Here is a 26,384-nt window from a genome sequence, read left to right on the forward strand (position 1 = left end):
CCAAGCCCCTCTCGCTTACCGCAGCGTCATGTTCGCCTGCACATTGACGCTCTGTTGCACCAGCGCACCGATGCCCGTGTTCTGGGCTGCGACGGTGATGCCCGCAGAGTTGGCAAGGGCGCTGCCCGCGATGGTGTTGGACATGTCGAACGTCCCCGCATTGACTGCCACGGAACCGCCTGCGCCGCCGGATCCACCGGTGCCCCCCACGCCCGAACCACCGGTGCCGGCACCGGCATAGGCCGCACCGCCTGCACCGCCTGCGCCGCCCTGGCCGCCCTGGCCGGAGCCGCCTGCGCCGCCGGCAGCAGCCGTGGCCGCACCGCCGCTCGCATCTCCGCTCGACGCAGTGCTGGTGGCATCGCCGCCAGTGCCGCTACCTGCGGTCGCCGTGCCGCCGGCCGCCGTGCCGCCTGCGCCGCCGCTGGCCGAACCGGCGTTCGCGGTGCCACTGGTCGCCGTGCCGCCATTGCCGCCGTAGCCGGCAGTATTGGTGGCCGAGCCTGCCTGACCGCCATTGGCCGCGCTGTTGCCGGCCGCCGCGCTGGCGCCGCCGGAGCTGCCTGCACCGCCCGTGCCGCTGCCCTCGCCTCCGGCCACCGAGACTGCCCCGGTCATGCCGCCAGAGGAGGTGGCACTGCCACCTGCGCCGCCAGCTCCACCCGCGGCGCTGGGGCTGTTCGAGGCATTGGCTGCATCGTTGCCGCGGCCATTCGCCCCGGCCGTGGCCGAGCCAGCCTTGGCGAAGCTGCCGGCACCGTCGGCGCTGCCTCCGCTTGCGCCGCTGCCGCCTGCCGAGCTACCGCCTCTGGCGCCGCCGCCGGCGCCGAAGGCTCCGCCGCCACTGGCGCTGTCGTACGCCTTGGCACCGCCGCCGCTCGAGCTGGCGTCGCCACCGCCGCCTGCCAGCGCGCCCATGGCGCCACCACCGTCGCCGCCATTGGCACCACGGGCGCCGCCGCTGCCCGCATCACCACCGATGCCTGTGCCGCCGCCGCCAGCGATGGCCGAACCGTTGCGTGCACCGCCGCCGCTGCTCATGCCTCCAGCGGACAGGGAATCCGAATCGCCGCCGATGGCATTTCCACCGTATGCGCTGCCGCCAGCGGCGCCGCTGCCGCCGTTGCCGCCGAAGGCCTTGCCACCGTCACCGCCGGCTGCACCCTTGGCATTGCCGCCCAGGCCCACGCCACCATTGCCGCCGTAGGCCTTGCCGCCGTTGCCGCCATTGGCGCTGCCGAGGTTGCCGGCGCTGTTGCCGAGGCCATGCACGCTGATTCGGGTCACCGTGCCGTCGAGCCTGGACAGCGCTACGACCGAGGTCCTGTTGAAGGAGTCGGCCAGATTCGATGTCGCATTGCCGATGCCTGCCGCGGCCGAACCGGCGGCGTTGGCCGCCGCCCTGGCAGACGTGTCGCTTCTGCTCAGATTGGTGCTCTTGCTGCTGCTCTTCGAGATCGAGGTCGTACTGTTGTCGGACTTGTCGATCGAGGTCGTGCTGTTGTCGGATCTGTCGATCGACGTGTTTCTCACTCGATTGTCCGACTGATCCCTGCTGTCCGCATTGCTGATCGAGACGTTCTTGACTCGATTGTCGGAGTTGTTGCTGTTGTCGGTCGACCATGTGGCACTCGAGTACTCGTTGGCGAGTGCGCCAGTGCCACCGCTCTGGTTCGAATGTGCCTCGGCGTTCTGCTGTACGTCGCCGTCGTGTTGCGCCAGGTTGTTGGTGGGGTTCGCCATGGCTGGCGAGGAAAGACCGAATGCGAGAGCAATCGCGCTTGCGAGCAGACTGTGTTTCATGGCGTCCTCCACTGGTTGTCGGCAGGGCCCGTGCATGATGCAGAACCCCTGCAGAGTGGCGTCAGCAAACGCTGTGCCAGGCATGCCAAAGTGGCTGGATGCGAGATGTACGGAGTTGTTTCGGCGAACGGGCGGTGCAGGTGAGAAGCCTGCGGGAGGGGCCGATTGTCCATTTTCTGTACAGCGGTGCCGGACGGTGCCGCATGGTCCGGCCGCCGGAACGCGTGTCGTGGCGCGGCTTGTCGCTTTGAAAGGGGCGAAAGGGCCGGAGTCCGTTGCTGTAACGCTGGTGATACACGTCAGGGATATCGCCCTGGCCCTGCGTGCCAGGCTGCGACAGCGTCGATGAAGGGCTGATCCGCTATCATTCGACCTTATTTCGCGTCGGGCACCTCTGCCCGGCAAGCCTGCAAGGAGCCTCGCGTGGCCGTCAATCTGAATACTCCGAATCCCGTCGATCTGCTGCCGGTTGCCGGCGTCCGTCTGGGTGTTGCCGAAGCCGGCATCCGCAAGGCCGCCCGCCGCGACCTGACCGTGATCGAACTCGCCGAAGGCAGCCGCGCGGCGGGCGTGTTCACCCGCAACCGCTTCTGCGCGGCCCCGGTGCAGGTGTGCCGTGAACATCTGCCATCCGGGGCGATCCGGGCGATGGTGATCAACACCGGCAACGCCAATGCCGGTACCGGCGAGCCCGGCCTGGCCGCGGCGCGCAGTACCTGCGCGGCGCTGGCGAAGGAAATGAACATCGCTGCCGGGCAGGTGCTGCCGTTCTCGACCGGCGTGATCCTGGAGCCGCTGCCGGTCGACCGGCTGATCGCCGCCCTGCCGCGCGCGATCGCCGATCTGCGGACCGACGGCTGGTTCGATGCCGCGCACGCGATCATGACCACCGACACGCTGGCCAAGGCGGTGTCGAAGCAGGTGCAGATCGGCGGCAGCACTGTGACGCTGACCGGCATCAGCAAGGGCGCCGGCATGATCCGGCCGAACATGGCGACGATGCTCGGCTTCCTCGCCTGCGACGCCGCCGTCGCCCAGCCGGTGCTCGATGCGCTGATCCGGGAAGCGGCCGATCTGTCCTTCAACAGCATCACAGTCGATGGCGACACTTCGACCAACGATTCCTTCATCCTGATCGCCACCGGCCGGGCCGGCAACGCCGAAATCACCGCCGCCAGCGGCGCCGACTACCAGGCGCTGCGCGATGCGGTAGTCGAGGTGTCGATCGCGCTGGCGCAGGCCATCGTGCGCGACGGCGAGGGCGCGACCAAGTTCATGACGGTCGCGGTCGAAGGCGGCCGTGATCGCGACGAGTGCCGCAAGGTCGGCTATGCGGTGGCGCATTCGCCGCTGGTGAAGACGGCCTTCTTTGCCTCGGATCCCAACCTCGGCCGCATCCTGGCTGCGATCGGCTATGCCGGCATCGACGACCTGGAGGTGTCGAAGCTGCGCGTGTGGCTCGGCAATCCGGACGAAGCCGTGCTGGTCGCCGAGCACGGCGGCCGGGCGGCGTCCTACGTCGAAGAGGCGGGCGCGCGCATCATGGAGCACGCCGAACTGTCGGTGCGCATCGACCTCGCTCGCGGCCAGGCTGCCGCGACGGTGTGGACCTGCGACTTCTCGTACGACTACGTCAGGATCAACGCGGATTACCGTTCCTGAGATCCCGCTGGAGTGGGCGGGGGCCGCGCAGCCAGCGAAACGGAACCCGTCGATCGCGCTGGTCTGCCTCGATGAGGCGGGTTTCGCCTGCGGCGCTGTCTCCGCGGCCCGGCCCACGCTGCCGGCTGCGGCTCGCAGCGTGAGCCGCGCGGCGATTTCCTTGGCGGCCCCGGCAGCACCGGCGCCGACGATGCCGAGGGCATTGGCTCCTATTCCCGTGCGATCTCCTGCTCGAAAACGACCGCCGCCTGGCGTGCCACTCGCGCGACATCGAGGCTGAGCGCGAGTCCCGATTCATCCAGCTCGTCGAGTTCGAACCACCTTGCTTCGAGTGCGTCGTCTCCGGCGATCGGCTGGCCCGACCGCCACTTGCACAGCACTGCAATCAGGATGAAGTGCCGGCGCAGCCCGCCGCCGTCATCGCGGTCGAAGACATCGACCGCGGTGAAGACCCGATGCGCTTCGGCGTGAACGCCGGTTTCTTCGAGCAGTTCGCGGACCGCCGCATTCTCGATCGTTTCTCCGGCGTCGATCTTGCCGCCCGGGAAACCCCAGCGTCCGGCATCGGGCGGATTGGCTCGCCGCACCAGGAGTATGCGGCCGTCGAGAAACACGGCGGCGATGGTCGCTGCGATCGGCCGGAGCGGCGGCTCGGCGGGATGTGAAGGGGAGGTTCTTTCCGGCATGGCATGCTCCCGGGATGAGGCCGGCAAACAGGCGGTATTCCAGCGCCTACCTTTGCCGGCATGGAAACGATAGCTTGGGTTTCCGGCCGCAAGGCATTCGATTATGCCGGTTCCGGCCGTGCCTGGCGGCGGCAGCGATTCATCCGAAGCTCGCGCAGGCATCGCGCAGGGCCGCTCGCATCGCCGGTTCGAAGGGATCGTGCCCCGCGTCGTCCACCCACGCCAGTCGGCCGCCGGGCAGGCGCCGGTGCAGCGCGAGCGCGCCTTCCGAGCGGCAGACCGCATCCCGGCGGCCGTGCAGCAGGACGATCGGCAGGCCGGCGAGCGCGGCGGCCTGGCGCTGCCATTCGCCCTCGGCCAGGAAGCAGTCGTGGCGGAGGTAGTGGGCCTGCACCCGGTATTTGTCCAGCATACGTGCGGCGCCTGTCTCGTCGAGTTGCGGCAGCGGCACCGGCCGGCCGCGGGTGAGACTGTCTTCCCATTGCATCCAGTGGCGGACGACGTCCAGCGCCAGGTCGTGGTCGTTCCCGAGCGCCGCGTCGCAGGTCCGTTCCGCCAGCCGCCCATTGCCCGGCACGCAGGCGGCGAGCCGGGCATGCGCCGTCGGCTGCAGCGCGGCCGCGCCGTCGAAGAACCAGTCGATGTCGCTGCGGCGGGCGAGGAAGATGCCGCGCAGTACGGCGCCGAGGCAGGCGGCGCGATGCTGCGCGCTCCAGGCTAGCGCCAGCGTCGACCCCCATGAGCCGCCGCTGACCAGCCAGCGTTCGATGCCGAGATGGCGGCGCAGGCGCTCGATGTCGGCCACCAAGCCGGTCGTGGTATTGGCGGCCAGTGCGCCGCGCGGCGTGCTGCGGCCGCAGCCGCGCTGGTCGAACATCACGATGCGGAAGCGCTTGGCGTCGAACAGGGCGGGGTGGCGCGGACTGCAGCCGCTGCCCGGGCCGCCGTGCAGGAACAGCAGCGGCGTGCCGTCCGGGTTGCCGTATTGCCCGAACCAGATCGCGTGGCCGTCGCCGACTTCCAGCATGCCCTGCTGCCAGGGCTGCGAGTGGTCTGCGAAAGAGGCTCCGGAACGGACTTCGTCGGGGGCTGGGCTGTCGTTCATGGCGGTCATGCTACTGCTGCACGGCGAGGCCCGCGCCGGCGGCACACCAGCTTCATGAAAATCTTGAGGCCGGCTTCAGGGCTTTGCCGATGCCCGCGATCGCTGCCAGGCGCAGGCTATGCACCGTGCTCCGGACGCTTCGTCCCGCACCGCACCGGGCGAACCGGCAAACCCCCGACCACGACAGGAGACACACCATGAAATGGGAAACCCCGACTGCCACCGACATGCGTTTCGGCTTCGAAATCACCATGTACATCGCGAACCGCTGATGCCGTCGCCCGGGAGCTGCGCGGCAGCTCCCGGCCAGGCAGGGATGGAGGGCTGCAGGTGAAAGTACGTGTTCTCGGCTCGGCTGCCGGCGGCGGATTCCCGCAGTGGAACTGCAACTGCCGCAACTGCGACGGCCTGCGCCGCGGCAGCGTGCGTGCCCGTGCCCGCACCCAGTCGTCGATCGCGGCGAGCGGCGACGGCGAGAACTGGGTGCTGTTCAATGCCTCGCCCGACATCCTGCAGCAGTTGCGCGAGACGCCGGAATTGCAGCCGGCACGTTCGCTGCGCGACACCGCGATCCGCGCCATCGTGCTGATCGATGCGCAGATCGACCATACCACCGGCCTGCTGATGCTGCGCGAGCACCGCCAGCCGCAGGTGCTGTGGTGTACCGCGCCGGTGCGCGAGGACCTGAGCACCGGCAACCCGCTGTTCGGCGTGCTCGGCCATTACTGCGGGCTGGATCTGCACGAGATTCCGCTGCAGGGCGGCTTCAGCATTCCCGAAGTGCCCGGCATCGGTTTCGCCGCGCTGCCGATCAGCAGCAATGCGCCGCCGTATTCGCCGCGGCGCGACCGGCCGCAGCCGGGCGACAACATCGGCGTCACGCTGAGTTGTACGGACAGCGGCCGCCGCCTGTTCTACGCGCCCGGCCTCGGCGAGATGACGCCCGACGTCTGGGCGGCGATGCAGGCCGCCGACTGCGTGCTGGTCGATGGCACCTTGTGGACCGACGACGAGATGATCCGTCTCGGCGCTTCCGGCAAGACCTCACGCTCGATGGGGCACCTGCCGCAGAGCGGCCCCGGCGGCATGCTGGAGTGGCTGGAGCAACTGCCGGCCACGACCCGCAAGATCCTGATCCACATCAACAACACCAATCCGATCCTGGACGAGGACAGTCCCGAGCGTGCCGAGCTGGATGCACGCGGCGTGGAAGTCGCCTGGGATGGCATGGTGATCGAACTCTGAGCGGCTGTGCTGCTGCCTGCCGAGGATTGCCCGATGGGAGCGACTGATGGACGCTGAACTGATTGCCCCGCCGCCTGCTGCGTCCGCTGTCGATGATGGGGTCGCGCCGCTGTCGCGCGAGGAATTCGAAGCGCGGCTGCGCGGCAAGAGCACGCGCTACCACATCCACCATCCCTTCCACGTGATGATGGCCGAAGGGCGGCTGACGCCGGCGCAGCTTCGCGGCTGGGTCGCCAACCGCTTCTACTACCAGGTGTCGATCCCGCTGAAGGACGCCGCGATTCTCGCCAACTGCCCGGAGCGCGAGATCCGCCGCGAGTGGATCCAGCGCATCCTCGACCATGACGGCCGCGGCGCCGACGATCCCGGCGGCATCGAAGCCTGGATCCGGCTCGGCGAAGCGGTCGGGCTGACGAGGGAGGATGTCACTTCGCTGCGCCTGGTGGCGCCGGCGGCGCGCTTCGCGGTCGATGCCTACGTCAATTTCGCCCGCCGGCAGCCTTGGGAGGAAGCGGTCGCGTCCAGCCTCACCGAGCTGTTCGCGCCGCACATCCACCAGCAGCGCATCGACACCTGGCCGCAGGTCTACCCCTGGGTCGATCCGGCGGGGCTGCAGTATTTCCGCAACCGCCTCACCCAGGCCAGGCGCGACGTCGACCACGGCCTGCGCTTCACGCTCGAGCACTTCAGCCGCAGCCGAGCCTTGCAGCAGCGTGCGCTGGAAATCCTGCAGTTCAAGCTGGACGTGCTGTGGGCGCTGGCCGACGCGATCATGCTCGACCAGTGCGAGATCGAGATCCGGGGGGCGAAGGCATGAACCGGGAAAATATCGCGGAAACTGCCGCGCCGCTCGCCGGCGCCTGCCCGAAGGTATCGCGCCGCTTCCGCCTGCAATGGGAGGAGGCGCAGCAGTCCTGGGTGCTGCTCTACCCGGAAGGCATGGTCAGGCTCAACCGGAGCGCCGGCGAGATCCTGCGGCGCTGCGACGGCACGCGCACGCTGGAGACCATCGTCGGCGAGCTGGAGCAGAGCTTCGGTGCCAGCGACCTGGCCGCCGACGTCGGTGCCTTCATCGACATGGCGCGCCAGCAGCAGTGGCTCGAAGCCGGGGCAGGCCGGCCATGAACGCGCCGCTGCCAGCTCCGCCGCTTGCCACGCCCGGCCCGCCGCTGTGGCTGCTGGCCGAAGTGACTTATCGCTGCCCGCTGCATTGTGCCTTCTGCTACAACCCGGTCGATTTCGCCCGCCACGACGGCGAGCTGGCCACCGAGGACTGGCTGCGGGTGCTGCGCGAAGCGCGCGCCGCCGGCAGTGTGCAGTGCGGCTTTTCCGGCGGCGAGCCGCTGATGCGCGACGACCTCGAAGTCCTGGTGGCGGAAGCGCACCGCCTCGGCTTCTACACCAACCTGCTGACTTCGGGCGTCGGCCTCGATGCCAGGCGCGCCCAGGCCTTGCGCGAAGCCGGGTTGGATCACATCCAGTTGTCCTTCCAGGACTCGACCCGCGAACTCAACGATTTCCTCTCGCACACCCGCACTTTCGACCTCAAGCAGCGCGTTGCCGGCCTGATCAAGGACAACGGCTGGCCGATGGTGATGAACTGCGTGATCCATCGCCTGAATATCGACTACGTCGAGAACATCATCGACATGGCGGTCGCGCTCGGCGCCGAATACCTGGAACTCGCCAACAGCCAGTACTACTCCTGGGCGCTGCTCAACCGCGACCAGTTGATGCCCTCGCGCGCCCAGCTCGAGCGCGCCGAGCGTATCGTCAACGAATGCCGGCAGCGCCTCGGCGACCGCATCCGCATCTTCTTCGTCGTGCCCGACTACTACGAGACGCGGCCCAAGAAGTGCATGAATGGCTGGGGCGAAGTCTTCCTGACGGTGACGCCGGACGGCACGGCCTTGCCTTGCCATACCGCGCGCATGCTGCCCGGGCTGGATTTTCCCAACGTCCGCGACATGGACGTGAAGTCGATCTGGTACGGCTCGGAAGGCTTCAACCGCTATCGCGGCGACGCCTGGATGAAGGAGCCGTGCCGAAGCTGTCCCGACAAGGAAAAGGATAGAGGCGGCTGCCGCTGCCAGGCCTGGATGCTGGCCGGCGATCCGGCTGCGGCCGATCCGGTCTGCGACAAGTCACCCCACCACGGCAAGGTCGTTAAGGCGGTGGAGCAGGCCAGCGATCCGGGCTGGAAGGGCGGTGCGAAGCCGCTGATCTTCCGCGATCCGCGCCGCTCGCGGGAACTCGGGGCGGTAGAAAAGAGTGCGGCGGGCGCCTGAGCCGTCACCGATGCCGTCTTCGGCCGATTCGGTCCGACGCTGTACATACCGTATCCGTAGTGGCGGCTTCAGCCGGGGGCGCCTCAGCCGGGGGCGCTTGGCCGCGAAAGCAGCCGTGGAAGCAAAGCGCAGCCCCGTTCGCGGCTAGGCGCTCCGGGTCAGGCCGCTCCTGCAATGGCCGGGCCGTCGGTAAGGTGTCATGGCTTCAATGCAGCACATGCGGCATCGCCAGCATGAAGGGCGGAATCGCCGCATCGAAGCGATGGCCGTCGCCCGCCACCATCTGGTAGCTGCCGTGCATCGTGCCGACCGGCGTTTCCAGCACACAGCCGCTGGTGTAGCCGAAGCTCTCGCCGGGCGCCAGCAGCGGCTGCTCGCCGACCACGCCCTTGCCGCGCACGTCCTGCACCTTGCTGTTGCCGTCGGTGATGATCCAGTGCCGGCTGATCAACTGCGCGGGCAGGCTGCCGGTATTGCGCAGGCTGATGTGGTAGGCGAACACGTAATGCCCTTCGTCCGGGCGGGATTGCGCGGCGATGTATTCGGCCCTGGCCGATATCTCGATGCGATAGGGGGACGCTGGGGTGTCTGGTGTGTTCACGGTCTCGGCCTCTCCTTGGTCTTGTTGTGCTCTGTTTCGCCGGGGCGAAGCGGTAAAATAGCACTTTTGCCCGGAACCGCCGCCATGTCCCAAGCCGTACCGTCCCCGCTCACCGCCCTGTCTCCGCTCGATGGCCGCTACCACGGCAAGGTCGCGGGCCTGCGCGACCACTTCTCCGAACACGGCCTGATCCGCAATCGCGTGAGGGTGGAAGTCGAATGGTTGAAGGCGCTGGCTGCCGAGCCGGCGCTGGCGGAGATCGCGCCCTTTTCGCCGGCCACGGTCGTGGAACTGGATGGTGTCGTCGCCGCCTTCTCGACCGCGGACGGCGAAGCGGTGAAGGCGATCGAGGCCACCACCAACCACGACGTCAAGGCGATGGAGTACTGGCTGAAGAAGCGCCTCGGCCACAACGCCGAAGTGATGAAGGTGTCGGAATTCATCCACTTCGCCTGCACCTCGGAAGACATCAACAACACTTCGCACGCGCTGATGCTGGCCGAAGGCCGCGACCGGGTGCTGCTGCCGGCGCTCGATGCCGTCATCGCCCGCTTCCGCGAACTGGCCCATGCGCTGGCCGACTTGCCGATGCTGTCGCGCACCCACGGCCAGCCTGCCAGCCCGACCACACTGGGCAAGGAAATGGCCAACATCGCCGCCCGCCTGATGCGCGCCCGCGCGGCGATTGCCGGCGTGGCGATGACTGCCAAGTTCAACGGCGCGGTGGGCAACTACAACGCCCACCTGTCGGCCTGGCCGGCCTTCGACTGGGAAGGCTTCAACCGCCGCTTCATCGAGTCGCTCGGCCTCGCCTTCAACGAATACACCATCCAGATCGAACCGCACGACGCCATGGCCGAACTGTTCGACGCCGTCGCCCGCGCCAACACGATGCTGATCGATGCCTGCCGCGACATCTGGATGTACATCTCGCTCGGCTACTTCAAGCAGAAGCTGAAGGAAGGCGAAGTCGGCTCGTCGACGATGCCGCACAAGGTCAACCCGATCGACTTCGAGAACGCCGAAGGCAACTTCGGCATCGCCAACGCGGTGCTGAAGCACTTCTCCGAGAAGCTGCCGATCTCGCGCATGCAGCGCGACCTGACCGACTCCACCGTGCTGCGCAACATGGGCGTCGGCTTCGGCCACACCGTGCTGGCGCTGGACAGCTGCCTGCGCGGCCTGGGCAAGCTCGAAGCCGACCCGGCCCGCCTCGCGACCGACCTCGACGAATGCTGGGAAGTGCTGGCCGAGCCGGTGCAGACGGTGATGCGCCGCTTCGGCATCGAGAACCCCTACGAGCAGCTCAAGGCGATGACGCGCGGCAAGGGCATCACCCGCGAAGCGCTGCAGGACTTCATCCGCACGCTGGCGATTCCCGCCGAAGAGCGCGAGCGCCTGCTGGTCATGACGCCGGCCAGCTACGTCGGCAAGGCCGCCGAACTGGCGCGCCGCATCTGAGCAGCCGCAGGACAGTGGCCGGCTGTCTGCCGGCCCTGTCCTGGCAATGAAAACGAACGCCACCCGAGGGTGGCGTTTTGCCTTGATCGAGGAGCAAGTACATGGCTTTTGCCGACAACCTGAAAGCGATGCCCGGCGTGTCGCATCTTTCCGCCCTGAACCTGATCGACGCTGCCGACAGCACGGTCGCCACCATCGAGAACAAGCCGGGCCAGGCGGGCTCGCTGGTGGTCTATAACCACCTCGCCCAGCTCTACGGTGCCATCACCCCCGAAGCGGCGAAGAAGGGCCTGGAGCTCTACGCCGAGCACACCGAGGACGCCCGTACCAGCCCCGGCAAGCATCCCAACATCGACCGCCTGATCGGGCTGATGGAGCGGGGCGAGACCCTGCGCGTGAAGCAGGTGTTCGCCGTCTGATCGCCTGTGGCCCTCGCCTGTGGGCGAGGGCATGTTCAGGCTTTTCGGGCGAGGAAGAAGGCGGTGTCCACAGTGAAGCTGCCGTCTTCCTCGATCTCGAAATATTCCTTCACGGCAGGCGCAGCCTGTTCCTGCAGCGAGCGGATCGCGGCGACATGCGGTGCCGGCGTGTTCATGCGCGCGATCCAGGTGGGAAAGGCGAGGCGCAGGCGGAAGGTCCTGCATTCCTCGATGGTGAAGCCCGCGCGCGCCAATGCCGCCAGCCATTCGGCGGCCGAGGCGTTGCGCACGTGGGAAGGGTCGCGCAGCAGTTCGAGGCTTTGCAGCCAGGTGTCGAGCAGGAAGCTGCCGGGCGATATCACGTCCATGAAGACGGCCGTGCCGCCGGGCTCGAGGACGCGCTGCATTTCGGCCAGCCCGCCGTCGAAGTCATGCCAGTGGTGGGCGCTGAAGCGCGTCGCCACGAGGTCGAATGCAGCGTCGTCGAAGGGGAGCGCATCGGCGCTGGCCTGGCGGGTTTCCAGGTTGCCGAATCCGCGTGCGCGGGCTTCCTCGCGCACCGCGCCGAGCATCGCTTCTGACAGGTCGCAGGCGACGACCTTGCCGACCAGCGGCGCAAGCCGGTACGACACATGCCCGCCGCCACAGCCGAGATCGAGCGCGAGTCCATCCGGCCGGCTGCCGACCACGGCGGCGAGCCGTTCGAGATCTTCGCCTGCAGCATGCACGGCGCTCTGCACGTAGGCGGCTGCCCGGGGTTCGTATTGCTTGAGGACGACGGAGTTGTGGCTGGCGGTATCCATGTTCGGCTCCAGGGGATGGGAAACGCAGTCTCACGCAGGCTTGCTACGGGTACAAGGAGCCTGGTTATCCTGGTATAAATCCAGCCATGATCGAATCGGACTCGCGCCGCCTGCGCGGTGCCTTCATTCGCGCCCACCGCGAGCGCCTGCCGTCGCCGAAAACCGGCGGACGGCGGCGCACGCCGGGCCTGCGGCGGGAGGAACTGGCGGAAGCCGCCGGCCTGGGCGTGACCTGGATCACCTGGCTGGAGCAGGGCAGGCAGGTCAGTGCCTCGGTGCCGGCGCTGTGCCGCCTGGCCGAGGCACTGGCGTTGACGCCGGCCGAACGGGCCTCGCTGTTCGACCTGGCCGGCAAGCGCGATCCGGTGCGAAGCCGGGAAGAGGCCGAGGAACTGCCGGCCGAGTTGCTGGCGATGCCTTCCCGGTTCTCGGCGCCCGCCTATCTGCTCGACGGCAGCTTCACTGCGATCGCCTGGAACGAACCTGCGGCCGAGCTGTTCGTCGGCTGGCTGGATGAAGGTGCGTCGTCGCGCAACCTGCTCGAATACGTGCTGCTGGCGGATGCGGCGCGAGGCTTGCTGGTCGACCGGGCCGAGCGCGTCCGCCGCCTGGTCGCCGAATTCCGCGCCGATTTCAATCGGCGTCCGACGGATGCACGCATGCAGGCACTGGTCGAGCGGCTGTCCGGGCTCAGTACCGAGTTCGCGCACTGGTGGCAATGCCAGGACGTGCTCAACCGCGAAGGCGGGGAGCGGCTGTTCTCGCATCCGGTGCGGGGGAAACTGAAGTTCTTCCAGGCGAGCTTCCTGCTCGCGTCGCATCCGGAGGTGAAGCTGAGCTGCCTGACGCCTTGCCTTGCTCCTGCCTGAAGAAGCGCCGAAGCCGCGCCGCATCGGCGGCGCCGGCCGTGCCTGAGCCAGGCGTAAGGAAAGGGCTGCGGGAGGCCCGAAGGTTCGGAGCCGAAAGCACGGCCGCTTCAGCAAGGCGTGCTGTGCAGCGCACTCGAAAGTATCTCCATGCGGTACTTTCGATGGAGCTAAAGATGGAAGGTGTGTTCAGGGCTACGCTGCGAACCCTGTCATCGCTTCCCGAATTTCTACGCCATGAGCACTTCCGCCGATCTCGTCGCCGCGCTGAAAGCCGAACTGCGCGAGGCCCGCATCACCTATGCCGAGCTGGCCGAGCGCATCGGCCTGGCCGAATCCAGTATCAAGCGCATGTTCGCCCAGGGCGGCGACATGCCCTTGTCGCGCGTCGATGAGATCTGCCGTGTGCTGCGGCTGGACTTCGCCGATCTCGCCCGCCGCGTGGCGGAGCGCCAGCCGCTGCTTGCCGAACTGACGCTGGAACAGGAACAGGCGGTGGTGGCGGATCGGCGCCTGCTGCTGGTGGCGACCTGCTGCATGAGCCAGTGGAGCGCCGAGCAGATCGTCGCCACCTACCGCATCGACGCGGCCGAATGCACTGCCCATCTGCTGCGGCTGGACCGCCTCGGCATCATCGAGCTGCGGCCGCTCAACCACTACCGCCTGCGCGTGGCGAAAGGCTTTCGCTGGCGTCCGCACGGCCCGGTGATGAGTTATTTCCGCAGCGAAGTGCTGGACGAGTACTTTGCCGGCGGCTTCGACGGCGAAGCCGAGATGCTGAGCGTGGTCCACGGCCAGCTCGGCGTCAGCGTGGCCGAAGGCTTCCGCGAACGGCTGATGCGCATCGGCGAGGATTTTTCCCGCCAGCACGTTGCCGACCAGAAGCTGCCGCCCGCCCGGCGGCGCCCCTACACCCTGATGATCGCGATGCGCTCCTGGACGATGTCGGCATTCCGCGATCTCAAGCGCGACGACGTCGCCCGGACGGCCGCATCACCACCAGCGGCGGCCTGACGCCTATGCTGCCGCTGGTGGGCACCGGCAAGATCGACTACGTATCCCTGAAGCAACAGGCGGAGGCCGTGTGATGAAACCTGCTTCGAACATTGCTTCACCCGCACGCCGACGCTGGCTGCGCGCAGGACTGGCCGCCGGCGTGCTGGCAGCGGGCGGCGGCGTGGCTGCCAGGCTGGCCCAGTCCCGGCTGCTGAATCCCTGCCTTGCGGCATTGCCGCCGGAATGGGCCGAGCATCCGCTGGTGGCGGCTGCGTGGCAAGGGCTGGATCCGGCACAGGTGTGGGACTGCCATGTGCATCTGGCCGGCACCGGCGATGGCGGCCACGGCATCGAGATGTCGCCGGACATGCTGAGCCCGCTGAATCCGCTGCAATACCTGCAGCGCCTGTTCTACCTCAATGCCGGCTGCGTGCATCAGGCGCCGGGCCGGGTGGACGACAGCTATGTCGAGCGCCTGCTGAACCTGAGCGACGGCATGGCGCCCGGCTACAAGAGCATGCTGTTCGCCTTCGACCGCGCCCATGCGGCCGACGGTACGCCGATGCCCGAGCGCAGCGCGCTGTACGTGCCGGACGCCTATGCCCGCAAGCTGGCGCAGGCGATGCCGGAGCGTTTCGAATGGGTGTGCTCGGTGCATCCCTACCGCGCCGATGCCGAGGACGCCTTGCAGCAGGCGGCGGAGCAGGGCGCCCGCGCAGTTAAATGGCTGCCGCCGGCGATGGGCATCGACCCTGCCGATCCGGCCTGCGACCGTGTCTACCGGACGCTGGCACGGCTGGGGCTGCCACTGATCACCCACGTGGGCGAGGAAAAGGCGGTGCATGGCGTCGGCCGGCCGGAATGGGGCAATCCGCTGCGCCTGCGCCGCGCGCTGGACCTGGGGGTGCGGGTGGTGATGGCGCATTGCGCGACGGTGGGCGAGGATGTCGATCTGGACCGGGGCGACAATGGCCCGCGTGTGCCGAGCTTTGCATTGTTCGAGCGTTTGATGGCGGAACCGGCCTGGCGGAGCCTGCTGTTCGGCGACATCTCCGCCGTCGTGCTGCGTAATCGTGAGCCTGAACGCCTGCGTGTGCTGATCGAGCGCGAGGACTGGCATCCGCGCCTGCTGTACGGCACCGACTACCCACTACCCGGCATCCTGCCGCTGATCTCGCCCGCCGCGCTGGCGCGCGAGGACATGCTGGACGAGGACGCCGTACCCTTGCTCGAAACGATTCGCGAGCACAATCCGCTGCTGTTCAGTTTCGTGCTGAAGCGCCTGCTGCACAGCAAGGGCAGCCGTTTTTCGGCAGCAGTGTTCGAAACCCGCCGTTTCTTCGACCGGAATCCTGTATGAGCAGCCAGTTCAAGCTGATGGAGCAGCGCCGCTTCCTGCCTTTCTTCCTGACCCAGTTCCTCGGCGCCTTCAACGACAATTTCTACAAGAATGCGCTGGTGGTGCTGATCACTTTCCAGGCCGCCCGGCTCACCGAACTGTCGCCCGGCGTGCTGGTGAATCTGGCGGCGGGGCTGTTCATCCTGCCTTTCCTGCTGTTTTCCGCGATTGCCGGGCAGTTTGCCGACAAGTTCGAGAAGAGCCGGCTGATCCGCTGGACCAAGCTGCTGGAAATCGGCCTGATGCTGCTCGCCGCGCTCGGCTTCGCGCTGATGTCGCTGCCGCTGCTGCTGGCGACGCTGTTCCTGATGGGCACGCAGTCGGCGATCTTCGGTCCGGTGAAGTACGCGATCCTGCCGCAGATGCTGGACGAAACCGAACTGGTCGGCGGCAATGCGCTGGTGGAATCGGGCACTTTCCTGGCGATCCTGCTCGGTACCATCGTCGGCGGCCTGCTGATCGAGGCGCCGAACGGCGTGGCCTGGGTGTCGGCCGGCACGCTGGCGGTGGCGGTGCTGGGCTACCTCAGCAGCCGCGCGATTCCGCCTGCGGCAGCGGTCGATCCGCAGATGAAGATAGCCTGGAGCCCGGTCCGCCAGACCTGGCAGATGATCCGCTTCGCCGCCGACGAGCGCACGGTGTTCCTGTCCATCCTCGGCATCTCGTGGTTCTGGTTCTACGGCGCGATGTTCCTGTCGCAGTTTCCCGGTTTCGCCGCCACCGTGCTGGGCGGCGACGAAAAGGCGGTCACCCTGTTGCTGGCGGTGTTCTCGCTCGGCATCGCGCTCGGCTCGCTGCTGTGCGAGCGGCTGTCGGGCAAGCAGGTCGAGATCGGCCTGGTGCCTTTCGGTTCGATCGGCCTGACCCTGTTCGGCCTGGATCTGTGGTGGGCGAGCGCGGGGCTGGAAGCAGCTGGGTTCGGTGCGGCCGGCCTAGGTGCGGCCGGCCTGGGCGCGGCTGGCTCGGGCGCGGCGGGACTGGAAGCTGGCGCGGCGATGCGCCCGCTCGCCGAACTGCTGGCCGAGCCGGTGGTGTGGCGCATCCTGTTCGATCTGGTGATGCTGTCGCTGTGCGGCGGCTTCTACATCGTGCCGCTGTACGCGCTGGTGCAGAGCCGCTCCGCGCCCTCGCACCGTTCGCGCATCATCGCCGCCAACAACATTCTCAATGCGCTGTTCATGGTCGCGGCGGCCGGTCTGGGCGCAGGGCTGCTGGTGGCCGGCGCCAGCGTGCCGCAGCTGTTCCTGGCGACGGCGCTGCTCAATGCCGCGGTGGCGATCTACATCTACACCCTGGTGCCGGAGTTCCTGCTGCGCTTCATCGTCTGGCTGCTAGTGCATACGGTGTACCGGCTGCGCGTCGAGGGCATCGAGCAGGTGCCGGAAAAGGGCGGCGCGGTCATCGTCGCCAACCACGTCAGCTTCGTCGATGCGCTGATCATCATGGCGGGCTGCCGGCGGCCGATCCGCTTCGTCATGGATCACCGCATCTTCCGTTTACCGATCCTGTCCTTCATCTTCCGCACCAGCCGCGCGATCCCGATCGCGCCGGCCAGTGAAGACCGGGCAATGATGGAGCGCGCCTTCGACGAAGTGGCGCGGGCGCTGGAAGCCGGTGAACTGGTGGGCCTGTTTCCGGAAGGGAAGATCAGCGGCGACGGTGAGATGTCGCCTTTCCGCCCCGGCATCGCGCGCATCGTCGCCCGCACGCCGGTGCCGGTGGTGCCGATGGCCTTGCGCGGGCTGTGGGGCAGCTTCTTCAGCCGCAAGGGCGGCGCGGCGATGACGCGGCCTTTCCGCCGCGGTGCCTTCAGCCGCATCGAGCTGGTGGCGGATGCGCCGATCGAAGCCGCCGAGGTTTCGCCCGAAGCCTTGTACCAGCGGGTGGCGGCCTTGCGCGGCGATCGGGCTTGAGGTGGCGGGCCGAGTGAGGGTGCTGATGAACTGGCCGTCGAGCGACGGCGAATGCACCATCAGGGCTCGCCGGCCCGATGCAGCCGCGTCCTGATCTGCTCGAAGACCTGGCGCGTCAGCGGATTGACCACGTGGCGGCGCACATAGAGGCGATAGACGAGGTCCGGCAGCGGAGGCAGCCCCTCCGCCGGACCCAGCACGCGCAGGCCGCTGTCCAGCTGCTCCACGCCCCGCGCGCTCACGCCGAGTCCGGCACGCAGCGCGGCGCGGATGCCGATCAGGCTGCTGGAAGTGTAGTGGGTGGTCCAGGACAGGCCGGCGTTGTCGAGCGCTTCCTGCGCCAGGCGGCGGAAGATGCTCGGGCCGTCGGCCATGATCATCGGGATGGGCCGGGACGGATCGTGCACATAGCCCGCACCGCATAGCCATACTGTGGGCGAAGTGCGCAGCACCACGCCTTCGAGCTCGGCGTCGGGGCGGTTGGAGATCGCCATGTCGAGTTCGCCGCGCTTCAGCGAGTCCATCAGGAAAGGACTGCGGCCGACGTGGATGTCCAGTTGCAGCATCGGGGAGCTGCGAACCACCTCCGACAGCAGGCTGGGCAGCATGGTGTCGGCGACGTCGTGCGGCGCACCGATGCGAAGCGTGCCCTCCAGCCGTCCCTGCTGCAGCTGGCGTAATGCTTCGTCGTTGATCGCCAGCATGTGGCGGGCATAGGCCAGCAGCCTTTCGCCGTGTTCGGTCAGCCGCTTCTGGCGCCCGCGCTTCTCGAACAGCGGATGGCCGATGTGTGCCTCCAGCCGCTGCATCTGCTGCGTGACGGCCGATTGTGTCCTGCCCAGCTGCACCGCCGCCGCGGCGAAACTCTCGTGCTTGACGATTGCCGCCAGGGTACGCAGTTGCTCGAGGTCGAGTGTGCTCATTCATTAATGATACTGATGTTTTTTGCTCTGGAATGGCGTTGTTCCGACATGGCGCCGCCATTAGAGTGGCGCTGAGGCGTGCCGATCATCCCATCCCCGCATCGGTGCCGGAGACAAGGAGATTGCTGTGAATACTGTGAGTGAGCAACGCCAGCAGGCCGTCGGTGAGGCCATTGCCCGGATGAAACACGCCATCGGCGATACCGGGCCCACGCGCGCGGCCCTCGCCACCGTGCTGGCTTCGCTGGAGGCGATCGCCGCCAGGGCCGAGCTGTGGCAGGCCACCGACTTTCCCCCGCCCGAGGCCGGCGAACATCAGGCCCGCTATCTCATCGCCGAGGATCCGGACCAGAGCTATGCGCTCTACCTGAACGTGATGCGCCCGGGCAAGAAGATCGTGCCGCACAACCACACGACCTGGGCCTGTATCGCGGCGGTCGAAGGCACCGAGGTCAATCGTCTTTACGAGCGCATCGACGACGGCTCAGTACCGGGCGTGGGCAGGCTGCGCGAGACGGCCCGCATCCTGGTGGAGCCCGGCCACGGCGTTGCCTTGATGCCCGACGACATCCATTCGGTGCAGATCGAGGGCGAGCAGATCATCCGCCACCTGCACATGTACGGCCGCGCGCTGGAGACCCTGGATCAACGTACCGCCTACGACCTGGAGCAGGGGACTTGTCAGACCATGGGCATCGGCGTGCAGACCCGCCGCTGACCACGCTGCGCCGCAGGCTTCTCCGTTCTCTTCCGTGATTCGGCGGCCACGCTGCCGGGCACTGCCGACCCCGCCTTTCATGACCATCGATCGCATAAGCCCCTCCCTGCTCAAGATCTGGCTGCACGACGACGGCGAGATCGCCGTGCTCGACGTCCGGGAGCACGGCCAGTACGGCGAGGCTCATCTGTTCCATGCCACGCCGCTGCCCTACAGCCGGCTGGAGCTGGAGGTCCGGCGCCTGGTGCCGCGGCTGGATGTGCGGGTCGTGGTGTATGACGACGGTGCTGAGGGGGATCATGGCGTCGCCTCGCGCGCAGCGGCACGGCTGGCGGCGCTGGGTTATCGCCGCGTCTGCGTGCTGGATGGCGGGACGCGCGCCTGGCAGGCTGCCGGCCATGTGCTGTTCGCCGGCGTCAACCTGCCTTCCAAGACGTTCGGCGAACTGGCCGAGAAGGTCTATCACACCCCTCGGGTGACGGCAGCGCAACTGGCGGCAATGATCGCCGGGCCCACGCCGGTGGTGGTGCTGGACGGCCGCCCCGTCTCGGAGTTCCGCAAGATGAACATCCCGACGGCCGTCTGTTGCCCCAACGGCGAACTGGCCTACCGGGTGCGATCCCTCGTGCCCGACGACAGTACGCCAATCGTGATCAACTGCGCCGGCCGCACCCGCTCGATCATCGGTGCTCAGACGCTGATCAACCTCGGCATCCCCAATCCCGTCTATGCGCTGGAGAACGGCACCCAGGGCTGGTTCCTCGCCGACCAGGTGCTGGAGCACGGCGGCAGCCGGCGTTACCCCGACGATTCCGGCAGTCCGGCCCTGCGGGATGCGGCGCACCGGCTGGCCGCGCGCTTCGAGGTGCCGAGCGTGAGCGCCTCGACCGTGCAGGCCTGGGCTGCGGACGCCGGCCGGACGCTGTTTCTGTGCGACGTGCGCACGCCGGAGGAATTCGCCCGCGGCAGCCTGCCCGGTGCGCAGCACACCCCGGGCGGGCAACTGATGCAGGCTTTCGATCAGTACGTCGGCGTGCGCGGCGCCCGGCTGGTGCTGTTCGACGACGACGGCGTACGGGCGCCCGCGGTCGCCGGCTGGCTGCGTCAGATGGGGCACGACGCCTGCGTGCTCGAAGGAGGCCTGTCCAGCGGCCTGTCGCTGCAGGTCCCTGCCGCGCCTGTGCCGCCCATGCTGGGAAGCATCTCCGTTCAGGCGCTGGCGGCGAGGCTGGAGCGTGGCGACATCGCCGTCGTCGACCTCCGCCCCGGCATGGCTTACCGCGCCGGACACATCGATGGCGCTCGCTGGTCCATCCGGCCCCGGCTTGAGGCCGATCTCGCGGGGGAAAGGCGCCAGGTTGTAGTGATTGCCGACGAATCCGCACTGGCAGCCTGGGCCGTGACCGAATGCCGGCTGGCGCAGCCGCCGCTGCTGCTGGAAGGCGGCATGGCCGCCTGGCGTGCAGCGGGCTTGGCCGAGGTGGCCACGCCCGACGTTCCCGGCGATGCGGACTGCATCGACCATCTCTTCTTCGTGCATGACCGGCACGACGGCAACAAGGAAGCTGCGCGGCGCTACCTGGCCTGGGAGACAGGGCTGGTCGGCCAGCTCGATGAGCAGGAGCTGGCGTCTTTCCGTCTGCCTGCCGACCCTGCTGCTTCGCACAACGCCTGATCTGTGCGCCATATCCGGGCGTTTCGTCGCGGTGACGAGCCTGCCATCCGGGATTCGGAGTAGTCCGGTGCCGGAATCCCGATGAAATGAAAAAATAACCCCCACGCTCCCCCACTGCGTGCGGTCGCTGCCCCCCAAGGGGGCGCTTTTCATCTTGGGGCGGCCCGGCGATGAAAAAGGCGCCCGCGTGGGGCGCCTTTTCTTCGGCGTGGCCGGGCCGTATCAGACCACGGCTTCTTCCTTTTCCTTCTTCACCTTCACGAACTGCTCGCGCTTCATGCCGAGCCAGATCGCCAGCGGGCTGGCGACCAGCACCGAGGAGTAGATGCCGAAGCAGATGCCGATGGTCAGCGCCAGCGAGAAGTAGAACAGCGTCTCGCCGCCGAAGATCAGCATCGACAACACCATCATCTGCGTGCTGCCGTGGGTGATGACGGTACGCGAGATGGTGCTGGTGATGGCGTGGTCGACCACCTGTTCGGTGGTGTAGCCGCGCTTCTTGCGGAAGGTCTCGCGCACGCGGTCGAAGATGACCACCGATTCGTTCACCGAGTAACCCAGCACCGCCAGCGTCGCCGCCAGCACCGCCAGCGAGAATTCCCACTGGAAGAAGGCGAAGAAGCCCAGGATGATGATGACGTCGTGGAGGTTGGCGATGATGGTGGCGACGCCCAGGCGCCACTCGAAGCGCAGCGCCAGGTAGACGACGATGCCGATGATCACCAGCAGCAGCGCCATCGCGCCGTCGCTGGCGAGCTCCTTGCCGACCTGGGGGCCGACGAACTCGACGCGTCGTAGCTCCGGTGCCGGGGTGTCCATCTTGTGCAGCGTGGCCATGACGCGGTCGGCGATGCCGTTGCTGTCGACGTCGTCGCGGTTGGGCAGGCGGATCAGCACGTCGCGCGCGCTGCCGAAGTGCTGCACCAGGATGTCGGTGTTGCCGTCGGCCGCGAGTGCGCTGCGGATCGGTTCCAGTTGCTGGGCTTCGGCGTAGGTGACTTCGACCAGCGTGCCGCCGGTGAACTCCACCGACAGGTGCAGGCCGCGGGTGGCGATGAAGAACACCGCGAGCAGGAAGGTGGCGAAAGAGATCGCGTTGAACACCAGCGAGTGGCGCATGAACGGGATGTCTTTCTTGATGCGGAAGAATTCCATGATTGTGCGTTCCCTTGGTCCGCGCTCAGTTGCTGTCCGGCTTCCAGACCTGGCCGATGGACAGGCTGTCGATCTTGCGCCGGCGGCCGTAGATGAAGTTGATCAGCATCCGCGACACCAGGATGGCGCTGAACATCGAGGTCAGGATGCCGAGGCAGTGCACCACGGCGAAGCCGCGCACCGGCCCCGAACCGAACACCAGCAGCGCGATACCGGCGATCAGGCTGGTGACGTTGGAGTCGAGGATGGTGTTCCAGGCGCGCTCATAGCCGGCGGCGATCGCGGCCTGCGGGCTCGAGCCGTTGCGCAGTTCCTCGCGGATGCGCTCGTTGATCAGCACGTTGGCGTCGATCGCCATGCCCAGCGTCAGCGCCATCGCGGCGATGCCGGGCAGCGTCAGCGTGGCCTGCAGCAATGACAGCAGCGCCACCAGCAGCAGCAGGTTGGCGGCCAGCGCGATCGACGACACGATGCCGAACAGGGCGTAGTAGAGGCACATGAACACGGCGATGGCGATGAAGCCCCACAGCGTCGAGTGGAAGCCCTTGGAGATGTTGTCGGCGCCGAGGCTGGGGCCGACGGTGCGCTCCTCGATGATCTCCATCGGCGCGGCGAGCGAGCCGGCGCGCAGCAGCAGGGCGACGTCGTTGGCTTCGGTGGTGGTCATGCGGCCGGAGATCTGCACGCGGCCGCCGCCGATCTCGGTGCGGATCACCGGCGCGGTGACGACTTCGCCCTTGCCTTTCTCGATCAGCAGGATGGCCATGCGCTTGCCGACGCTCTCGCGCGTGACGTCGCGGAAGATGCGGGCGCCGGCGGCGTCCAGGGTCAGGTGCACCGCGGGTTCGTTGGTCTGGCCGTCGAAGCCGGGCTGGGCGTCGGTGAGGCGGTCGCCGGTCAGCACGACCTGCTTCCTGACCAGCAGCGGGCCGCCGCCGCGCTCGGAATACAGCTCGGTGCCGAAGGGGATGCTGCCGCCCAGCGCGGCTTCGAGCGCGCCGGGGGTGTCGTCCACCATGCGCACTTCCAGCGTCGCGGTGCGGCCGAGGATGTCCTTGGCCTTGGCCACGTCCTGCACCCCCGGCAACTGCACGACGATGCGATCGGCGCCCTGCTGCTGGATCACCGGCTCGGCGACGCCGAGCTCGTTGATGCGGTTGTGCAGCGTGGTGATGTTCTGCTTGATGGCGAAATCGCGCATCGTCTGCTGCGCCTGCGGCGTCAGCGTGGCGACCAGGCGGAGGTCGTCGGCGCCGGCGTCGCGTTCGCTCAACTGCAGGTCGTTGCTGCTGTCCTGGATGGCGCGGCGGCCGGCGTCGCGCTGGGCGGCATCGCGGAAGCGGATGACGACGGTGTTGCCTTCGCGGCTGATGCCGGCGTGGCGGACGTTCTTGTCGCGCATCAGCGTGCGCAGGTCGCCGGTGGTGGAGTCGAGGCGCTTGGTCAGCGCACCGGGCATGTCCACTTCGAGCAGGAAATGCACGCCGCCGCGCAGGTCGAGGCCGAGGTACATCGGCAGCGCGTGGATCGCGGTCAGCCAGGCGGGCGAGGCCGGCAGCAGGTTGAGTGCGACGACGTAGGACGGGTCTTCGGCATCCGGGTTGAAGGCGCGCTCGATGACGTCCTTGGCGCGCAGCTGGATGTCGGTGCTGGCGAAGCGGGCACGCACGCTGCCGGCGTCGGAGAAGATGCCGTCGTGTTCGATGCCGGCGTCCTTCAGTGCATTGGCGACGCGATCGGAGGCGGCAGCGGTGTCGAGCCTGAGCGTGGCCTTGGCACTGGACAGCTGGACTGCGGGAACCTCGCCGTAGAAGTTGGGCAAGGTGTAGATCAGACCCCAGAGCAGCACGAGGCCGATCATGAGGTTCTTCCAGAGGGGGTAGCGATTCATCGTCGGCGGCAGACAGTATGGTGCCGGGCCACGACCACTGCCTGGGACGGCGGCGGGCGGGGCAGCCGGGATTGCGCAAAACCGGACAGGCCCCCGGGGGGCTTGCCCGGCTCCACGGCAAAGGGGATCAAAGGGACTTCAGGGTGCCCTTGGGCAGCACGGAGGCGACGGCCTGCTTCTGCACCGCGATCACGGTGTTGGCAGCCACTTCGACCTGCACGAAGCTGTCGCCGACTTCGGTCACGCGGCCGGCGATGCCGCCGCCGGTGATGACTTCGTCGCCCTTGGCCAGGGCTTCGACCATGGCCTTGTGTTCCTTGGCGCGCTTCATCTGCGGGCGGATCATCAGGAACCACAGCACCACGAACATCAGGATCAGGGGCAGCAGGCCCATCAGGCCGCCGGTCGGGTCGCTGCCCGCAGCTTGGGCATAGGCATTGGAAATCAGCACGTTGGTTACTCCGGGTTAGCGAAAAAGCGCTCGATTATAGCAGTTGCCGGCGAGTGCTCCGGCCGGGTGAGACGTTGTGTGGTGCCGGGGGTTCAATGCGTGCCGGTCGCGCGTTCCTCGCGGAAGCGGCGCACATAGGCCTCGAAGCGCTGGCTGGCGACGGCTTCGCGCAACTCGGCCGTCAGGGTCTGGTAGTAGCGCAGGTTGTGCACGGTGTTGAGCATGCTGCCGAGGATCTCGCCGGTACGGTGCAGGTGGTGCAGGTAGGCGCGGCTGAAGTTGCGGCAGGTGTAGCAGTCGCAGGACGGGTCGAGCGGGCGGGTGTCGGCCTTGTGCACCGCGTTCTTGATCTTGATGTCGCCGTAGCGGGTGAACAGCCAGCCGTTGCGCGCGTTGCGGGTCGGCATCACGCAGTCGAACATGTCGATGCCGGCGGCCACGCCTTCGACGATGTCCTCGGGCGTGCCGACGCCCATCAGGTAGCGCGGCTTGTGCTGCGGCAGGCGCGGCGCGGTGTGGGCGAGGATGCGCGCCATGTCTTCCTTGGGTTCGCCGACCGACAGCCCGCCGATGGCGAAGCCGTGGAAGCCGATCTCTTCCAGCGCGCCGAGCGATTCGTCGCGCAGGTCCTCGTACATGCCGCCCTGGACGATGCCGAACAGGGCGTTGGGGTTGCCCAGTTTGTCGAACTCGTCGCGCGAACGGCGCGCCCAGCGCTGCGACAGCCGCATCGACTTCGCCGCTTCGTCGCGGCTGGCGGGGTAGGGCGTGCATTCGTCGAAGATCATGACGCTGTCGGAGTTCAGCACGGCCTGGATCTGCATCGAGATCTCGGGCGTCAGGAACAGCCGGGCGCCGTCGATCGGGCTGGCGAACTTGACGCCTTCCTCGCTGATCTTGCGCAGCGCGCCCAGGCTGAAGACCTGGAAGCCGCCCGAGTCGGTGAGGATGGGCTTGTCCCAGGCCATGAAGCGGTGCAGGCCTTCGTGGGCACGGATGATGTCCAGCCCCGGGCGCAGCCACAGGTGGAAGGTGTTGCCCAGGCAGATCTGCGCGCCGATGCCGGCGAGCATGTCCGGCGTCATCGCCTTGACCGTGCCATAGGTGCCGACCGGCATGAAGACCGGTGTTTCGACCGTGCCGTGGTTCAGCGTCAGGCGGCCGCGGCGGGCGCCGCCGTCGGTGGTGAGGAGTTCAAACTGCATCGTGTTCGGCGTTTTCGTTGCGGGTGAGGAACATCGCGTCGCCGTAGCTGAAGAAGCGGTAGCGCCGGGCGATGGCGTGGGCGTAGGCGCGGCGGATCTCGTCCATGCCGGCGAAGGCGGAGACGAGCATCAGCAGCGTGGATTTGGGCAGGTGGAAGTTGGTGACCAGCGCATCGACGACCTGGAAGTGGAAGCCGGGCAGGATGAAGATCTCGGTCTCGCCGCTGCCGGCGGAGAGCGGGCCGTCCTGCGCAGCGGCTTCCAGCGCCCGCATGCTGGTGGTGCCGACGGCGATGACGCGGCCGCCGGCGGCGCGGGTGGTCGCGATGGCATCGACCGTCTGCTGCGGGATCACGTAGCGCTCGCGGTGCATGCGATGTTCACCGAGGTCGTCGACCCGTACCGGCTGGAAGGTGCCGGCGCCGACATGCAGCGTCAGCCAGGCGCAGCGTGCACCCTTTGCCGCGATGCGGGCGAGGGTGGCTTCGTCGAAATGCAGGCCGGCGGTCGGTGCGGCGACCGAGCCGGGCTCGCGCGCGAACACGGTCTGGTAGCGGCTTTCGTCGTCGTCGCCGGCGGCGCGCTGGATGTAGGGCGGCAGCGGCAGCTTGCCGTGGCGTTCCAGCAGTTCGAACAGGTCTTCGCCGGCGGGAAAGCGCAGGTGGTAGAACTCGCCGGCGCGGCCGAGCACCTCGACCTCGAAGGCATCGGCCAGGCGCAGCGTGCTGCCGGTTTTGGGCGACTTGCTCGCGCGTACCTGGGCGAGCGCTTCGTGCGGGCCGACGGCACGCTCGATCAGCACTTCGACCTGGCCGCCGCTGGCCTTGACGCCGTGAAGGCGGGCATGGATCACGCGGGTGTCGTTGAACACCAGCAGGTCGTTCGGGCCGATCAGTTCGGGCAGGTCGGCAAAATGGCGGTCGAGCAGGGTGCCGTCCCTGTCTGCCGGCACGACCAGCAAGCGGCTTGCACTGCGTTCGGCGAGTGGCGCCTGGGCGATCAGATCCGGCGGCAGGGGGTAGTCGAAATCGTTCAGCGTGAGCTGCATGTAATCAGGTGAATGGAGTCGGGTGGATGGAAGCAGGCACGGCCCGTCGGCATGCCCTGGGTGTCCTGCTT

At 67.8% G+C, this 26,384-nt stretch carries 25 protein-coding genes; 14 read left to right on the top strand and 11 right to left on the bottom strand.

The genetic code is table 11. From position 1 onward, the window contains the following. Positions 1-15: 15 nt before the first annotated feature. On the bottom strand, positions 16-1,803 hold the full coding sequence (locus NX068_RS13135; RefSeq protein ID WP_263461712.1) for a hypothetical protein: 1,788 nt from the start codon (positions 1,801-1,803) through the stop codon (positions 16-18). A gap of 423 nt (positions 1,804-2,226) precedes the next feature. Between NX068_RS13135 and argJ the strand changes: the two genes are divergently transcribed. Continuing rightward, complete coding sequence (gene argJ, locus NX068_RS13140) at positions 2,227-3,465, top strand: bifunctional glutamate N-acetyltransferase/amino-acid acetyltransferase ArgJ (RefSeq protein WP_263461713.1); 1,239 nt, start codon at positions 2,227-2,229, stop codon at positions 3,463-3,465. 209 nt (positions 3,466-3,674) lie between these two features. Here argJ and NX068_RS13145 read toward each other — a convergent pair whose 3' ends face one another. Further along, positions 3,675-4,313 carry an NUDIX hydrolase gene (locus NX068_RS13145; RefSeq protein WP_327084826.1) on the bottom strand — a complete coding sequence of 213 codons (639 nt, stop codon included), beginning with the start codon at positions 4,311-4,313 and terminating at the stop codon, positions 3,675-3,677. After that, complete coding sequence (gene pip / locus NX068_RS13150) at positions 4,291-5,256, bottom strand: prolyl aminopeptidase (protein ID WP_442806740.1); 966 nt, start codon at positions 5,254-5,256, stop codon at positions 4,291-4,293. The genes NX068_RS13145 and pip overlap by 23 nt, the downstream gene beginning before the upstream one ends. A gap of 197 nt (positions 5,257-5,453) precedes the next feature. Between pip and pqqA the strand changes: the two genes are divergently transcribed. From pqqA to pqqE, 5 genes are read left to right on the top strand one after another with little or no spacing between them, the layout of a single operon-like run. Then, a complete protein-coding gene (gene pqqA / locus NX068_RS13155; protein WP_068636095.1) occupies positions 5,454-5,528 on the top strand; it encodes a pyrroloquinoline quinone precursor peptide PqqA in 75 nt (24 codons plus the stop codon). A gap of 58 nt (positions 5,529-5,586) precedes the next feature. Further along, positions 5,587-6,501, top strand: a complete 915-nt coding sequence (gene pqqB / locus NX068_RS13160) for a pyrroloquinoline quinone biosynthesis protein PqqB (RefSeq protein WP_263461714.1) — start codon at positions 5,587-5,589, stop codon at positions 6,499-6,501. A gap of 46 nt (positions 6,502-6,547) precedes the next feature. After that, on the top strand, positions 6,548-7,318 hold the full coding sequence (gene pqqC, locus NX068_RS13165) for a pyrroloquinoline-quinone synthase PqqC (RefSeq protein ID WP_263461715.1): 771 nt from the start codon (positions 6,548-6,550) through the stop codon (positions 7,316-7,318). Continuing rightward, positions 7,315-7,626 (top strand): pyrroloquinoline quinone biosynthesis peptide chaperone PqqD, encoded by a 312-nt coding sequence (gene pqqD, locus NX068_RS13170; RefSeq protein ID WP_263461716.1) that lies wholly within the window; start codon positions 7,315-7,317, stop codon positions 7,624-7,626. Before pqqC ends, pqqD begins: the two co-directional genes overlap by 4 nt. Beyond that, on the top strand, positions 7,623-8,789 hold the full coding sequence (pqqE, locus tag NX068_RS13175; protein WP_263461717.1) for a pyrroloquinoline quinone biosynthesis protein PqqE: 1,167 nt from the start codon (positions 7,623-7,625) through the stop codon (positions 8,787-8,789). Before pqqD ends, pqqE begins: the two co-directional genes overlap by 4 nt. Before the next feature lie 205 nt (positions 8,790-8,994). Here the strand turns inward: pqqE and apaG are convergent, their stop codons facing one another. Next, positions 8,995-9,390 carry a Co2+/Mg2+ efflux facilitator ApaG/CorD gene (gene apaG / locus NX068_RS13180; protein WP_263461718.1) on the bottom strand — a complete coding sequence of 132 codons (396 nt, stop codon included), beginning with the start codon at positions 9,388-9,390 and terminating at the stop codon, positions 8,995-8,997. Positions 9,391-9,474: 84 nt separating this feature from the next. Between apaG and purB the strand changes: the two genes are divergently transcribed. Together purB and NX068_RS13190 are read left to right on the top strand one after the other, a co-directional pair. Further along, a complete protein-coding gene (gene purB, locus NX068_RS13185; RefSeq protein WP_263461719.1) occupies positions 9,475-10,851 on the top strand; it encodes an adenylosuccinate lyase in 1,377 nt (458 codons plus the stop codon). 101 nt (positions 10,852-10,952) lie between these two features. Then, positions 10,953-11,270 carry a DUF2322 family protein gene (locus NX068_RS13190; protein ID WP_263461720.1) on the top strand — a complete coding sequence of 106 codons (318 nt, stop codon included), beginning with the start codon at positions 10,953-10,955 and terminating at the stop codon, positions 11,268-11,270. Positions 11,271-11,305: 35 nt separating this feature from the next. Here NX068_RS13190 and NX068_RS13195 read toward each other — a convergent pair whose 3' ends face one another. Then, positions 11,306-12,073, bottom strand: coding sequence for a class I SAM-dependent methyltransferase (locus NX068_RS13195; protein WP_263461721.1), 768 nt, complete (start codon positions 12,071-12,073; stop codon positions 11,306-11,308). A gap of 86 nt (positions 12,074-12,159) precedes the next feature. Here NX068_RS13195 and NX068_RS13200 point away from each other — a divergent pair, with 86 nt between their 5' ends. The 4 genes from NX068_RS13200 to NX068_RS13215 all read left to right on the top strand — a co-directional run bounded on the left by NX068_RS13200 (position 12,160) and on the right by NX068_RS13215 (position 17,247). Continuing rightward, positions 12,160-12,942: a helix-turn-helix transcriptional regulator gene (locus tag NX068_RS13200; protein WP_263461722.1), complete on the top strand. Its 783-nt coding sequence runs from the start codon at positions 12,160-12,162 to the stop codon at positions 12,940-12,942. A gap of 234 nt (positions 12,943-13,176) precedes the next feature. Continuing rightward, positions 13,177-13,953 (top strand): helix-turn-helix domain-containing protein, encoded by a 777-nt coding sequence (locus NX068_RS13205; RefSeq protein WP_263461723.1) that lies wholly within the window; start codon positions 13,177-13,179, stop codon positions 13,951-13,953. Positions 13,954-14,026: 73 nt separating this feature from the next. Continuing rightward, complete coding sequence (locus NX068_RS13210; RefSeq protein ID WP_263461724.1) at positions 14,027-15,295, top strand: amidohydrolase family protein; 1,269 nt, start codon at positions 14,027-14,029, stop codon at positions 15,293-15,295. Beyond that, positions 15,292-17,247: an MFS transporter gene (locus tag NX068_RS13215; RefSeq protein ID WP_263461725.1), complete on the top strand. Its 1,956-nt coding sequence runs from the start codon at positions 15,292-15,294 to the stop codon at positions 17,245-17,247. The genes NX068_RS13210 and NX068_RS13215 overlap by 4 nt, the downstream gene beginning before the upstream one ends. Positions 17,248-17,306: 59 nt before the next feature. On the opposite strand, the gene NX068_RS13220 is transcribed toward NX068_RS13215, so the two are convergent. Beyond that, complete coding sequence (locus tag NX068_RS13220) at positions 17,307-18,170, bottom strand: LysR substrate-binding domain-containing protein (protein WP_263461726.1); 864 nt, start codon at positions 18,168-18,170, stop codon at positions 17,307-17,309. 127 nt (positions 18,171-18,297) lie between these two features. Between NX068_RS13220 and NX068_RS13225 the strand changes: the two genes are divergently transcribed. Both NX068_RS13225 and NX068_RS13230 read left to right on the top strand, forming a co-directional pair. Then, positions 18,298-18,888, top strand: coding sequence for a cysteine dioxygenase family protein (locus tag NX068_RS13225; protein ID WP_263461727.1), 591 nt, complete (start codon positions 18,298-18,300; stop codon positions 18,886-18,888). Between the two features lie 79 nt (positions 18,889-18,967). Next, positions 18,968-20,563 (top strand): rhodanese-like domain-containing protein, encoded by a 1,596-nt coding sequence (locus tag NX068_RS13230; protein ID WP_263461728.1) that lies wholly within the window; start codon positions 18,968-18,970, stop codon positions 20,561-20,563. A 222-nt stretch (positions 20,564-20,785) separates the two neighbouring features. Here the strand turns inward: NX068_RS13230 and secF are convergent, their stop codons facing one another. The 5 genes from secF to queA all read right to left on the bottom strand — a co-directional run bounded on the left by secF (position 20,786) and on the right by queA (position 26,313). Beyond that, positions 20,786-21,718, bottom strand: a complete 933-nt coding sequence (gene secF / locus NX068_RS13235; RefSeq protein ID WP_263461729.1) for a protein translocase subunit SecF — start codon at positions 21,716-21,718, stop codon at positions 20,786-20,788. Between the two features lie 25 nt (positions 21,719-21,743). After that, a complete protein-coding gene (secD, locus tag NX068_RS13240) occupies positions 21,744-23,609 on the bottom strand; it encodes a protein translocase subunit SecD (protein ID WP_263461730.1) in 1,866 nt (621 codons plus the stop codon). A 127-nt stretch (positions 23,610-23,736) separates the two neighbouring features. Beyond that, positions 23,737-24,060: a preprotein translocase subunit YajC gene (gene yajC, locus NX068_RS13245; RefSeq protein ID WP_068636035.1), complete on the bottom strand. Its 324-nt coding sequence runs from the start codon at positions 24,058-24,060 to the stop codon at positions 23,737-23,739. A 92-nt stretch (positions 24,061-24,152) separates the two neighbouring features. Then, positions 24,153-25,265, bottom strand: a complete 1,113-nt coding sequence (gene tgt, locus NX068_RS13250) for a tRNA guanosine(34) transglycosylase Tgt (protein WP_263461731.1) — start codon at positions 25,263-25,265, stop codon at positions 24,153-24,155. Continuing rightward, a complete protein-coding gene (gene queA / locus NX068_RS13255; protein ID WP_263461732.1) occupies positions 25,255-26,313 on the bottom strand; it encodes a tRNA preQ1(34) S-adenosylmethionine ribosyltransferase-isomerase QueA in 1,059 nt (352 codons plus the stop codon). The genes tgt and queA overlap by 11 nt, the downstream gene beginning before the upstream one ends. Positions 26,314-26,384: the final 71 nt, after the last annotated feature.

The sequence above is a fragment of the Thauera carbonicopians genome, from assembly GCF_025699485.1.
In the GTDB taxonomy this organism is placed as follows: domain Bacteria; phylum Pseudomonadota; class Gammaproteobacteria; order Burkholderiales; family Rhodocyclaceae; genus Thauera.